The sequence below is a fragment of the Streptomyces sp. NPDC057002 genome (assembly GCF_042673825.1).
Classification (GTDB): Bacteria; Actinomycetota; Actinomycetes; order Streptomycetales; family Streptomycetaceae; genus Streptomyces.
In genome coordinates this window covers 372245-385564 of record NZ_JBHURZ010000009.1, presented here as the reverse complement: position 1 = coordinate 385564, position 13320 = coordinate 372245, and the positions used below count along the sequence as shown (strand labels likewise).

10 protein-coding genes are annotated in these 13320 nt (G+C 72.7%); all 10 read left to right on the top strand.

Features of this window, described 5'->3' with window-relative positions:
- Positions 1–142 precede the first annotated feature (142 nt).
- The 10 genes from ACFT32_RS37135 (at position 143) to ACFT32_RS37090 (ending at position 13152) form a co-directional block, all read left to right on the top strand.
- A complete protein-coding gene (locus ACFT32_RS37135) occupies positions 143–754 on the top strand; it encodes a hypothetical protein (RefSeq protein ID WP_382497960.1) in 612 nt (203 codons plus the stop codon).
- Positions 751–1368, top strand: coding sequence for a TetR family transcriptional regulator (locus ACFT32_RS37130; protein WP_382497958.1), 618 nt, complete (start codon positions 751–753; stop codon positions 1366–1368). Before ACFT32_RS37135 ends, ACFT32_RS37130 begins: the two co-directional genes overlap by 4 nt.
- 108 nt (positions 1369–1476) lie before the next feature.
- A complete protein-coding gene (locus ACFT32_RS37125) occupies positions 1477–3720 on the top strand; it encodes a molybdopterin oxidoreductase family protein (protein ID WP_382497956.1) in 2244 nt (747 codons plus the stop codon).
- A gap of 135 nt (positions 3721–3855) precedes the next feature.
- A complete protein-coding gene (locus ACFT32_RS37120; RefSeq protein WP_382497955.1) occupies positions 3856–5298 on the top strand; it encodes a CitMHS family transporter in 1443 nt (480 codons plus the stop codon).
- Positions 5299–5340: 42 nt separating this feature from the next.
- Positions 5341–6582: an MFS transporter gene (locus ACFT32_RS37115; protein ID WP_382497953.1), complete on the top strand. Its 1242-nt coding sequence runs from the start codon at positions 5341–5343 to the stop codon at positions 6580–6582.
- Positions 6583–6675: 93 nt separating this feature from the next.
- Positions 6676–7257 (top strand): hypothetical protein, encoded by a 582-nt coding sequence (locus tag ACFT32_RS37110; protein ID WP_382497951.1) that lies wholly within the window; start codon positions 6676–6678, stop codon positions 7255–7257.
- A gap of 775 nt (positions 7258–8032) precedes the next feature.
- Entirely contained in the window at positions 8033–9013 is a 981-nt protein-coding gene (locus tag ACFT32_RS37105) for a class F sortase (RefSeq protein ID WP_382497949.1), read from the top strand.
- Positions 9014–9194: 181 nt separating this feature from the next.
- On the top strand, positions 9195–10529 hold the full coding sequence (locus ACFT32_RS37100; protein ID WP_382497947.1) for an ABC transporter ATP-binding protein: 1335 nt from the start codon (positions 9195–9197) through the stop codon (positions 10527–10529).
- A gap of 129 nt (positions 10530–10658) precedes the next feature.
- On the top strand, positions 10659–12047 hold the full coding sequence (locus tag ACFT32_RS37095) for an aldehyde dehydrogenase family protein (RefSeq protein WP_382497945.1): 1389 nt from the start codon (positions 10659–10661) through the stop codon (positions 12045–12047).
- 22 nt (positions 12048–12069) lie between these two features.
- Positions 12070–13152, top strand: coding sequence for a Zn-dependent alcohol dehydrogenase (locus ACFT32_RS37090; protein WP_382497943.1), 1083 nt, complete (start codon positions 12070–12072; stop codon positions 13150–13152).
- Positions 13153–13320 lie beyond the last annotated feature (168 nt).

The following is a 13320-nucleotide window of genomic DNA, read 5'->3' as shown; positions in this document are numbered from 1 at the left end:
CTTGCGGTCTGATTCCTATGCAACACCGTAGGATTGCGTTTTCCCCTGCGCAAGAGGGACACGCGCCCTCCTCTCGGGGGATGACCTGAACCCGACTTGAGAACGATCCGCCGGATCGGACGCGCGTTCTACGCTCGCGGACATGACGTGGACACGTGGACCTCGCACCCTGCTCGCGGTCTGCGTGCTGCTGGCCGGAGCCGCGGGCTGCGGCTCCGGCGACGCCGGGGAGCGGGGGAGCGGGGCCTCGCCCACGCCCGTGGGCACGCTCCTGGAGGACCGGGATCCCGAGGGGCGGCCCTTCCGCCAGGTGGCGCGGCGGGACGCGCCCGACGTCGGCATCGAGGTGCAGCCCGACGCGGGGGGCGGCTGGGACGTCCGGCTGGCCGTCCGCAGGTTCCGCTTCTCGCGGGCGGGTGCGGAGGGGGAGGCGGTGGCAGGGCGCGGACTCGCGCACCTCTATGTGGACGGCCGGCTCGTCACCCGGCTCCGCGCCTCCGAGTACCGGCTGGCCGCCCACCTCGTGCCGCGCGGCACGCACCATGTCACGGCCCGCCTCTACGCCGACGACGGCACCGCCTGGGCGGTGGACGGCCGGCCCGTGGAGAGCACGGCCGACATCACCGCGTCGGAGCCCGGCCCGGGCGCGACGCCGAGCGCGAGCGCCCCGGGGGAAGCGCGGACGCACGCGACGGACAACCGGTCCCGGATCGGGGGGCGAGGTTCACCGGACCGCGCCGGAAAGGCATCATGAAGCCCGTGCCCCACGCGACATCGCTCCGTCGTGCGCCCGTGCAGCGGCGCAGTGTCGAACGCCTGACCAGGATCCTCGACGCCTGCGCCGACCTCCTCGACGAGGTCGGCTACGACGCCCTGAGCACCCGCGCCGTCGCCCAGCGGGCCGGCGTCCCCATCGGCTCGGTCTACCGCTTCTTCGGCAACAAGCGCCAGATGGCCGACGCGCTGGCCCAGCGCAACCTCGAGCGGTACTCCGCCCGCGTCACCGAGCGCCTGCGGGAGACGGGCGACGGGGACTGGCGCGTGGCCATGGACGCCGTGCTCGACGAGTACCTGGAGATGAAGCGCACCGCGCCCGGCTTCTCCCTCGTCGACTTCGGCAACCAGATCCCGGTCGGCGCCCGCCACACCGAACCCAACCACCGCGTCGCCGACCGCCTCACCGAACTGCTCTCCGGCTACCTCGACCGCGAGCCCGACGAGGAGCTGCGCCGGGTGTTCCTCATCGCCGTCGAGACCGCCGACACCCTCGTGCACCTGGCGTTCCGGGTCATGCCGGAAGGGGACCCGAAGATCATCGAGGAGATGCGGGAGATGCTCCGGGCGTATCTGTCCCGGGTGCTCGACTAAGGGTCCCTCAGGTGATCCGGTGTCGTCAGGGCCTCCCCTCCGTGCATACCGGTCGGTATGCTCGGGCGCGTTCGCGCGTCACCGAAGCCGCCGCCCCCGGGAGGACCCGTGTCCCGCACCGCCCTGCGTATCTGTCCCCTGTGTGAGGCCACCTGCGGCCTGACCCTCACCATCGAGGGGACGCGCGTCACCCGTGCCCGAGGTGACCGCGACGACGTGTTCAGCGAGGGCTTCATCTGCCCCAAGGGCGCCTCCTTCGGAGCCGTCGACTCCGACCCCGACCGGCTGCGCACCCCGCTGGTGCGCAGGGACGGCGAGCTGCGCGAGGCCACCTGGGAGGAGGCCTTCGACGCCGTCGCCGCCGGGATCCGCCCGGTCGTCGAGCGGTACGGCCCGAACTCCGTCGGTGTCGTCCTCGGCAACCCCAATGTGCACACCATGGCCGGCGCGCTCTACCCGACGATGCTGCTCGCCGGGCTCGGCACCCGCAGCGTCTTCACCGCCTCCACGGTCGACCAGATGCCCAAGCACGTCTCCAGCGGACTGCTCTTCGGCGACGCGAACGCCATCCCCGTGCCCGACCTCGACCACACCGACCATCTGCTCCTGATCGGCGCCAACCCGCTGGAGTCCAACGGCAGTCTGTGCACCGCCCCCGACTTCCCCGGCAAGCTCAAGGCGCTCAAGGCCCGCGGCGGCACCCTCGTCGTCATCGACCCGCGGCGCACCCGGACCGCCAAGCTCGCCGACCGGCACATCGCCGTGCGGCCCGGCACCGACGCGCTGCTGCTGGCCGCGATGGCGCAGGTGCTCTACGCCGAGGGCCTCGTCGAGCCGACCCCGCACGTCCAGGGCGTCGAGGAACTGGCCGACGCCCTGCGGGAGTTCACCCCCGAAGCCGTGGCCCCGGCCTGTGACGTCGACGCCGGCCTCATCCGCACCCTCGCCCGCGAACTCGCCGCCGCCCCCACCGCCGCCGTGTACGGCCGTATCGGCAGCTGCACCGTCCCGCACGGCACCCTGGCCAGCTGGCTCGTCGACGTCCTGAACATCCTCACCGGCAACCTCGACCGGCCGGGCGGCGCGCTCTTCCCGCAGGCCGCCACCGACAAGACCCCGCGCCCCGCCGGACCCGGCCGCGGCTTCGCCCTCGGGCGCTGGCTCTCCCGGGTCAGCAGGCACCCCGAAGCGAAGGGCGAGCTGCCCCTGTCGGCCCTCGCCGAGGAGATCGACACCGCCACCGAGGAAGGCGAGCCGGTCCGCGTGATCGTCGCCGTCGCCGCCAACCCCGTGCTGTCCGCGCCCGACGGCGACCGGCTCGACAAGGCGCTCGACTCGCTCGACTTCATGGTCAGCGTCGACCCCTACCTCAACGAGACCTCACGCCACGCCCACGTCGTGCTGCCCCCGCCCCCGCCCTCCCAGAGCCCGCACCACGACTTCGCCTTCAATACCCTCGCCGTACGCAACCAGGTCCGCTACACCCGCCCCGCGGTCCCGCTGGAACCCGGCCGGATGGCGGAGACGGAGATCCTGGCCCGGCTGATCCTCGCCGCGACGGGCATGCACGGAGCCGACCCCGCCGCCGTCGACCACATGGTCATCGACCAGACCCTCGGCAAGGCCGTCGAGGAACCCCACTCGCCCGTGCACGGCCGCGATCCCCGCGAGCTCGCCGCACAGCTCACCGGCGACACCGGCCCCGAACGACGGCTGGACATGATGCTGCGCCTCGGCCCCTACGGTGACGGCTTCGGCGTACGACCGGACGGACTCTCTCTGGAGAAGCTGCTCGCGCATCCGCACGGCATCGATCTCGGCCCGCTGCGGTCCCGGCTCCCGCAGCCGCTGAAGACCCGGAGCGGCCTGGTGGAGCTGCTGCCGGAACCGATCGCGGGGGACCTGCCCCGTCTGCGCGCGGCCCTGGCCGAACGCCCCGAGGGGCTCGTCCTGGTCGGCCGCCGCCATCTGCGCTCCAACAACAGCTGGATGCACAACGTGCCCGCCCTGACCGGCGGCTCCAACCGCTGCACCCTGCACATCCACCCCGAGGACGCCGAACGGCTGGGCGTGACGGACGGGGCGCCGGTACGGGTGAAGGGCGCCGGGGGAGAGGTGACCGCACCGGCCGAGGTCACGGACGCCGTCCGCAGGGGTGTGGTGAGCCTGCCGCACGGCTGGGGCCACGACCGGCCCGGCACCCGCCTCGGTCACGCCTCGACCGACCCCGGCGTCAACGTCAACCAGCTCCTCGACGGATCTCTGCTCGACCCGCTGTCGGGCAACGCGGTCCTCAACGGAGTGCCCGTCGAATGCGCCCCGGCGGCCGAAAAGCTCATGCCCCTGACCTGAGCAAAGCTGTGACCAGCAGTTTTGCGCTTATTGCTCGCACGTCAACGTCTTGTTAACGCTGCTTTGCGGGACCTAACGTCTCGGGAACCGCCGGCCCTGGTGGAATGTTCAAGGGCGAACGTTAGGTACCCACTCATGCTGACCATCCTCGGCTTCGCCATGATCGCGACCTTCCTGGTCCTGATCATGATGAAGAAGATGTCGCCGATCGCGGCGCTCGTGCTGATTCCCGCTCTCTTCTGCGTGTTCGTCGGCAAGGGCGCCAAGCTCGGCGACTACGTCCTCGACGGCGTGACCGACCTCGCCCCCACCGCGGCGATGCTCATGTTCGCGATCGTCTACTTCGGCGTGATGATCGACGTCGGTCTCTTCGACCCGATCGTCCGCGGGATCCTCAAATTCTGTAAAGCGGACCCGATGCGGATCGTCGTGGGCACCGCCCTGCTGGCGGCGATCGTGTCGCTGGACGGCGACGGCTCCACCACCTTCATGATCACCGTCTCGGCGATGTACCCGCTGTACAAGCGCCTGAAGATGAGCCTGGTCGTGATGACCGGTGTCGCCGCGATGGCCAACGGCGTGATGAACACCCTCCCCTGGGGCGGCCCGACCGCCCGCGCCGCGACCGCGCTCAAGCTGGACGCCAGCGAGATCTTCGTCCCGATGATCCCGGCGCTCCTGGTGGGTCTGCTCTTCGTCTTCGGCCTCTCCTACGTGCTCGGTGTGCGTGAGCGCCGGCGGCTGGGCATGCTGACGCTGGACGAGGTGCTGGAGGAGGAGAAGGAGAGCGAGACGGTCCTCGTGGGCTCCGGCGGCTCGGGCGACGGCAAGGTCTCCATGCGCAAGGGCGGCGGCACGGGTGCCGGTGCCGACGCGGGTGCGGGTGCGGGCTCCGGCAGTGGCGCCGACGCCGATGACGACACCGAGGACGACGGCTTCCAGGGTCTCGACCCGAACCGGGCCACCCTGCGCCCCAAGCTCTACTGGTTCAACGCGCTGCTCACGGTCGCGCTGCTCACCGCCATGATCATGGAGTTGCTGCCGATCCCGGTGCTGTTCCTGCTCGGTGCCGCGCTGGCCCTCACCGTGAACTTCCCGCACATCCCCGACCAGAAGGCCCGGCTGGCCGCCCATGCCGACAACGTCCTGAACGTCTCCGGCATGGTCTTCGCCGCCGCCGTCTTCACCGGCGTCCTCCAGGGCACCGGCATGGTCGACAACATGGCCAAGTGGATGGTGGACGTCATCCCGGCGGGCATGGGACCGCACATGGCCATCGTCACCGGTGTGCTGAGCCTGCCGCTCACGTACTTCATGTCCAACGACGGCTTCTACTTCGGTGTCCTGCCCGTCCTCGCCGAGGCCGGTGCCGCGCACGGCGTCTCCCCGGTGGAGATGGCCCGCGCCTCGCTGGTCGGCCAGCCGCTGCACATGTCGAGCCCGCTCGTCCCGGCCGTCTACGTCCTGGTCGGCATGGCCAAGGTGGAGTTCGGCGACCACACCAAGTTCGTGGTGAAGTGGGCCGCCCTCACCTGCTTGGTGATCCTCGGAGCGGGCATCCTGTTCGGAATCATCTGACGTCGTTCGATTGATGTTGCTCGATCCCCGTTGGAGGACATCGTGAGGCCCGGTGGGAACCGCGGCTGGCTGCTCCGTCTCGTCATCGCCTTCAGTTTCGCGCAGGCGGCGGTGTCGATGGCCCGGCCCGCCGTCTCCTACCGGGCCCTCGCGCTGGGCGCGGACGAACGCGCCGTCGGTGTGATTGCCGGTGTGTACGCGCTGCTTCCGCTGTTCGCCGCCGTCCCTCTGGGCCGCCGTACCGACCACGGCCGCTGCGCGCCCCTGCTGCCCTTCGGCGTGGTCCTCATATCCGGCGGCTGCGCCCTCAGCGGCGTCGCCGGCTCCCTGGCGACGATGGCCCTGTGGAGCGGGGTGATGGGCCTCGGCCACCTCTGCTTCGTCATCGGCTCCCAGTCCCTGGTCGCCCGCCAGTCCGCGCCACACGACCAGGACCGCAACTTCGGCCACTTCACCATCGGCGCGGCGCTCGGCCAGCTGGTCGGCCCCATCGCGGCGGGCGGGCTGATCGGCGGCGAGGACATGGCGGGCACCAGCGCGCTCGCCCTGGTCGTGGCGGGCGGGGTCGGCGCGGTCGCCTTCACCTCGCTGTGGCGCATCGAACACCGCCGTACGGCGGCCACGTCCCGCCCGGACAAGGGCGACCGGGTACCGGTCCGGAGCATCCTGCGCACCCGGGGCGTGCCCGCCGGCATCTTCATCAGCCTCGCCGTGCTGTCCGCGACCGACATCCTCACCGCGTACCTCCCGGTGGTCGGCGAGCACCGGGGCATCGCGCCCTCCGTGATCGGCGTCCTGCTCAGCCTGCGCGCGGCGGCCACCATCGCCTGCCGCCTGGTGCTGACGCCCCTGCTGCGGCTGCTCGGCCGGACCCTGCTGCTCACCGTGACGTGTCTGCTGGCCGCCCTGCTGTGCGCGGGGATCGCCCTGCCCGTGCCGGTGTGGGCGCTCGGTCTGCTGCTCGTGCTGCTCGGCTTCTGCCTGGGCGTCGGGCAGCCGCTGTCCATGACGACGGTCGTCCAGGCGGCACCCGACGAGGCCCGTTCCACGGCCCTCGCCCTGCGTCTGACCGGCAACCGGCTCGGCCAGGTCGCCGCGCCCGCAGCGGCCGGGCTGATCGCCGGGGTCGCGGGGGTGGCGGCGCCGTTCGTGATGCTGGGGGTGCTGTTGCTGGTGTCCTCGGGGGTCGCGGTGCGGTCGCCGCGGGAGCCGGACGAGGCGGGCGGAGCGGACCCCGAACCCCGGCGGAACGGGATGCCGTTGGGCCGGAAGAGCGACATCTGACGCGTCGTGGGCGCTGCTCCGGCGTTTCCGGGTGACATGTGGCAGATAGTCAGGTGACGAGGTGTTTGTATGAAAATCATCTGACTTGGAGGCATGTTCATGCCCGTCGTACCCCTCGCACGCCGTGCCGGCACCCGCACCGCCGTCCTCGCCGCTCTCACCCTCGCCGGGACCACCCTGAGCGGGGTGCCCGCTGTCGCCGCTCCGGGGGACAACGGGGACGTCAAGATCCACGCCACCGAGACGGCCGCCGGAGATCGCCGCAACGATCCGAAGGTCTGCGACTTCTACCTCGCCGCGTTCGACTTCGAGGCGGGCGAGACGGTCAACTGGACCATCCAGGCCCTGCCCGAGGTACCGGCCAAGAGCGGCTCGGTCACCCTCAACGCGGCCGGAGCGGGCCGTAGCCCGCTCATCGACCTGCCCAACGGGCAGTACAAGCTGACGTGGCTCACCGACCGGGCCCACGGCGCGGGCAAGTTCAAGGTGTTCCAGGTCGCCTGCCCGGACTCCAAGGCCACCATCACCCCGAACGGCGGCGCGCCGGCGGGTGGTGGCGGCATCGCCCGTGCCGAGGCCTTCACCCCGGTCGCCGGCGCCGCCGCCGTCGGCCTGGCCGCCGTCGCCGGAGCGGTCTGGTTCCGCCTCCGCCGCCGCCCTGATGGCGCGGCGTAGGACACCATCCGCGTATCGCGCCGCTCCTGTGGGGCGGCGCGAGTCCGGGGCGGGTGGTCGTGCGGGTTCGGTGGGGCGGGGTGGTGCATCTGGAACCGCGCCCGGGATTCGGCGTGGGGGTGGGGGTGGGATGGGGTCTGGGGCTGAGCCGGGGGGTCGGCGTGGGGCCGGGTCTGGCTATGACGGCCGCTTGATGGGGTGGCGTGAGGCTGGCCCTGACGATGGCCCGGCGGGGTGGCGCGAGGCCGGTTCCCGTTCTGACGGCTCTCCGGTGGGGCGGCGTGGGGCCGGGGGAGGCGATGGTGCGGGCTCGGGGGGACAGCGGGCTGGGGTTGAGCCGGTAACTCGGCGTGGCGCCGGGCCTGGGTCCGTTGGGACTTCGGTGACTCGGCGTGGGGCTGGTTCTGGATCTGTTGCCGTCTCTGCCCGGCGAGGGGCCGGAGTGGGGGCTGCTGCCCCTCCGGGGGGTCGGCGTGGGGCCGGGCCCGGGTCCGTTGGGGCTTCGGTGGGTCGGCGTGGGGCTGGTTCTGGATCCGTTGCCGCCTCTGGCCGGCGAGGAGCCGGAGTCGGGGCTGCCGCCCCTCCGGGGGGTCGGCGAAGGGGTGGGGCGGGTTCCGGTGCCGGGCCCGTGGTTCGGCGTGGGGCCGGGGCCGGGGGCCCCGGTGGGGCCGGAGGCCGCCGTGGGACCGGGGGCAGCGGCCCCGCGGCCCGGCCCCGGCGGCCGCGCAGGCCCTGGTACCGGACGCGTGCCTACCGGCTGGCGCGGACGATCGCGGTGGCCTTCTCGCTGCTGTTGCTCGGTGTCTGCTGGGACCCGGGCGACGAGCCCGGCGAAACGGTCACGGCTCTCCCGACGGGCTCCACCGAAGCTGCCGCGGACGCCCTGCCGGGCGATTCCGACAACGCCCCGGCCGACGCCTCGGACACTTCCGCCGGCACCTCCGCCCTGCCCAGCCGCTCCGCCCCCACTCCTGCCCTGCCGGGCAATGCAGCCTCCGCTTCTGCCTCGCCGGGCGATCCCACCCCTACCCCTGCCCTTCCAGGCCGCTCCACCGGCCCCTCCGGAGCCCCCGGGCCAGGCACCCGTACGCCACAAGCACCCGCATCCCGTACCGCCCCGGCTCAGGGGCCCGGCGCCCAGGCCTCCGAGCCCCCCGCCGCCGGCCACCCCGCACCGGGCCGGCGCCCCGCAGCCGGCACCCCCCACCCGAACCGCCCCCCGACCTCCACACGCCCCCGATACCCCGCCCGCACCCAGACCCGCCCCCAGCCCTCCACCCACCCCCTGCCCCACTCCCTGCCCCGCTCCCGTGCCACCCGCCTCCTCATCCCCTACCTCCGCATCGACGCCCCGATCATGCCCCTCGGCCTCGACCGCGAACGCCGTCTCACCGCGCCCCCGGAGGACAACCCGAAACTGGTCGGCTGGTACCAGCACGGCGCCTCGCCCGGCGAACAGGGCACCGCCGTCGCCGTCGGGCATCTCGACACGGACCGCGGTCCCGCCGTCTTCGCGGGGCTGACGGAGCTGAAGCGCGGCCGGGAGATCAAGGCCCGCCGCGCCGACGGACGGATCGCCGTCTACACCGTCGACGCGATCAAGTCGTACGAGAAGGACCGATTCCCGAACCAGGAGGTGTACGGCGCCCGGGGCCGCCCCGAGCTGCGCCTGATCACCTGCGGCGGCGCCTACGACCGCAGGAAGGGCTACTCCGGGAACGTCGTGGTCTTCGCCCATCTCACCGCCGTCCGCTGACGCCTGGCCGAATCAGGCCGTCCGCCTTCTCACCAGATGGACCGAAGCCCCCGATCCCGCCCGGTGTCTTCCCCCGGCCGCACACATTCCGTTAACTTCCGTGACCCACAGCCCCGTGCGAACCGCGCGTGGCTTCCGACCCGCGGAGCACCAGCGCCCTGAAGACCCCTCGGGGGCACTCATGACACGCGCCATCTCCCTGCACGACGTGAGCAAGGCCTACACGCGAGGCGCCCGCGTGGTGGACCGGCTGTCGCTGGACATCACCCCGGGCGAGTTCCTCGTGCTGCTCGGCCCGTCCGGCTGCGGCAAGTCGACCGTGCTCAGAATGATCGCCGGGCTGGAGGAGATCGACGAGGGCCGGCTGCTGCTCGACGGCGAGTACGCCAACGACCTGCCGCCGTCCGGCCGGGACATGGCGATGGTCTTCCAGAACTTCGCCCTCTACCCGAACATGACCAGCCGGGCCAACATCGGCTTCCCGCTGCGCATCGAGGCCCCCGGCACGGACCCCCGCCCACGCGTGGACGCCACCGCCCGCATGCTGGGCATCGAGGACCTCCTCGACCGCCTGCCCGCCCAGCTCTCCGGCGGCGAACGCCAGCGCGTCGCCATGGGCCGGGCCATCGCCCGCCACCCCTCCGCCTTCCTGATGGACGAGCCGCTGTCCAACCTCGACGCCAAGCTCCGCACCCACCTGCGCGCCGAGATATCCCAGCTCACCGGGGAGTTGGGCGTCACCACGGTCTACGTCACCCATGACCAGGCCGAGGCCATGTCGCTCGGCGACCGGGTCGCCGTGCTGCGCGGCGGTGTGCTCCAGCAGGCCGACAGCCCGCGCGCGGTGTACGCGCTGCCCAGCAACGTCTTCGTCGCCGCGTTCATCGGCACCCCGCGCATCAACCTCCTGCGCGGCCTGGTGCGTGCCCCGCTGGACGGTGCGATGACCATCAGTCTGGGCAAGCAGTTCCTGCGCCTGCCCGAACCGCTCTCCCTGGACCACCAGTTGCTGCGGGTCCAGCAGGGCCGCGAGGTCATCGTCGGCCTGCGTTCGGAAGCCGTCCGGATCGCCAAGCACTCCTCGGCCCGTCCCGGCGAGGTGCCGATCACCGGCCTGGTCGAGCATGTGGAGTTCCAGGGGCACGAGATCCTCGTCCACTTCAACACCGGCTCCAGCCCCGCCGTCGTCCCCGACCTGGAGGCCCCGCGCCCCCGCCCCGGCCGCCCCGCCCGGCGGCGCCGCCGCGAGGGCTCGGTGCTCACCCGGCTGCGGGAGCGGTCCGCGGCCGGGCGGGCCGGCCCCGTGGTCGCCCTGGACCACCCCGAGGCCGCCGCCCCCGCCACCGCCGAACCCCGGCTGCCCGGGGACCTCATCGTCCGCACCACCCCGGACCTGGCCCTCCGCCACGGCATGCAGGTGCCGCTCCTCGTCGACCTCGCCCACCTCTTCGTCTTCGACCAGAACGGCGACCGCATCTGCCCGCACCCGGCGCGCCTGCCCGACCTGGGGGAGTGAGGAGCCGCACACCCGGGCGGGGCCCGCTCCGTGCTGTGATGACCGGGGTGACCGGGACGTCTGGCGTCAGAAAACTATCGCCGCTAGTTTATGTGCCGGACGACGACGCCCCGCCCCGGAGGAAGCGCGATGAAGGCATACGACGGCATGTACATCGGGGGCGCCTGGCGCCCGGCCGCCGGCCAGGACGTGATCGAGGTCGTGAACCCGGTCGACGAGCAGGTCATCGGCACGGTCCCGGCGGGCACCGCCGAGGACGTCGACACCGCCGTACGGGCCGCCCGCGCCGCCCTCGCGGACTGGGCCGCGACCCCGCCCGCCGAGCGTGCGGCCCGCCTGGCCGCCCTCCGGGACGTGCTCGTGGCCCGCGCCGACGAGATCGCCGAGACGGTCACGGCCGAACTCGGCTCGCCCCTGAAGTTCTCGCAGGCCGTCCACGCGGGCGTGCCGATCGCGGTCGCGGGCTCCTACGCCGACCTGGCGGCGACGTACGCCTTCGAGGAGAAGACCGGCAACTCGGTCGTGCACCACGAGCCGGTCGGTGTCGTGGCCGCGATCACGCCGTGGAACTACCCGCTGCACCAGATCGTCGCCAAGGTCGCCCCGGCCCTCGCGGCCGGCTGCACGGTCGTGGTGAAGCCCGCCGAGGACACCCCGCTGGTCGCCCGCCTGTTCGCCGACGCGGTGCACGAGGCCGGGATCCCGGCGGGCGTCTTCAACCTGGTCACCGGCCTCGGCCCGGTCGCCGGCCAGGCCCTCGCCGAACATCCCGGCGTCGACCTGGTCTCCTTCACCGGCTCCACCGCCGTCGGCCGGCAGATCGCCGCGATCGCCGCCGGGGCCGTCAAGAAGGTCGCCCTCGAACTCGGCGGCAAGTCCGCCAACGTCATCCTCCCGAGCGCCGACCTGGCCAAGGCGGTCAACGTCGGGGTCGCCAACGTCATGTCCAACTCCGGGCAGACATGCAGCGCCTGGACCCGGATGCTGGTCCACCGCGACCGGTACGACGAGGCGGTGGAACTCGCCGCGACGGCTGCCGCCAAGTACGGCGACCGCATCGGCCCCGTCGTCAACGCCAAGCAGCAGGCACGGGTACGCGGCTACATCGAGAAGGGCGTCGCGGAGGGTGCCCGCCTGGTCGCCGGCGGCCCCGAATCCCCGCGTGAGACGGGCTACTTTGTCAGCCCGACCGTCTTCGCCGACGTCACCCCGGACATGACCATCGCCCAGGAGGAGATCTTCGGCCCGGTCCTGTCGATCCTCCCCTACGACGACGAGGAGGACGCCCTGCGCATCGCCAACGGCACGGTCTACGGCCTGGCCGGCGCCGTCTGGGCCGGTGAGGAGGCCGAGGCCGTGGCTTTCGCGCGCCGGATGGAGACCGGCCAGGTCGACATCAACGGCGGCCGCTTCAACCCCCTCGCGCCCTTCGGCGGTTACAAGCAGTCGGGCGTGGGCCGCGAACTCGGCGTGCACGGCCTGGCCGAGTACCTCCAGACCAAGTCCCTCCAGTTCTAGAACCAGGGGAGTCCCTTCCGCCATGGCTGTCCGCGCCGCCGTTCTGCCCGCCGTCGGATCTCCGCTGGAGATCACCGGCATCGACCTGCCGGACCCCGGACCCGGACAGGTCCGCGTCCGGCTCGCCGCCGCCGGGGTCTGCCACTCCGACCTGTCCCTGTCCGACGGGACCATGCGCGTCCCCGTCCCCGCCGTCCTCGGCCACGAGGGCGCCGGCACGGTCGTCGCCGTCGGCAAGGACGTCACCCATGTCGCGCCCGGCGACGGGGTCGTCCTCAACTGGGCCCCGTCCTGCGGCGCCTGCCACGCCTGCTCGCTCGGCGAGGTCTGGCTGTGCGCCAACGCCCTCAACGGCGCCGCCGACGTCTACGCCCGCACCACCGAGGGCACCGACCTCCACCCCGGCCTGAACGTCGCCGCGTTCGCCGAGGAGACGGTCGTGTCCGCCGCCTGCGTCCTGCCCGTGCCCCAGGGCGTCCCGCTCACCGACGCGGCCCTCCTCGGCTGCGCCGTCCTCACCGGCTACGGCGCCGTCCACCACTCGGCGCGGGTCCGGCCGGACGAGACGGTCGCGGTGTTCGGCGTCGGGGGAGTGGGCCTCGCCGCGCTCCAGGCGGCCCGGATCGCGGGCGCCTCGAAGATCGTCGCGGTCGACGTCTCCGCCGAAAAGGAGGAACTGGCCAGGGCGGCCGGCGCCACCGACTACGTCATCGCCTCCGAGAACACCGCCCGCGAGATCCGCGCCCTCACCGGCAAGCAGGGCGTCGACGTCGCCGTGGAGTGCGCCGGCCGCGCGGTCAGCATCCGCACGGCCTGGGACTCCACCCGGCGCGGCGGCCGCACCACGGTCGTCGGCATCGGCGGCAAGGACCAGCAGGTCACCTTCAACGCCCTGGAGATCTTCCACTGGGGCCGCACCCTCTCCGGCTGCGTCTACGGCAACTCCAACCCGGCCGAGGACCTCCCGGTGCTCGCCGAACACGTCCGGGCGGGCCGCCTCGACCTGAGCGCGCTGGTGACGGAGCGGATCTCCCTGGAGGGCATCCCGGCCGCGTTCGAGAACATGCTGGCGGGCAAGGGCGGCCGGGCGCTGGTCGTGTTCTAGCCCGGTTCCCCCGCACCCCGGCCTCCGCGCGAGGCCGGGGCCCTAGGCATGCCCGCACGCACAGTCGGTGCCAAGTACAGGTAAAAGTCCTGGTGCGCGACCCGTTGACGTACATACCGTCCGGTCAGTACGTTCCCGGAACCCGAGCCACCCCCCCGTTCCGTCCCC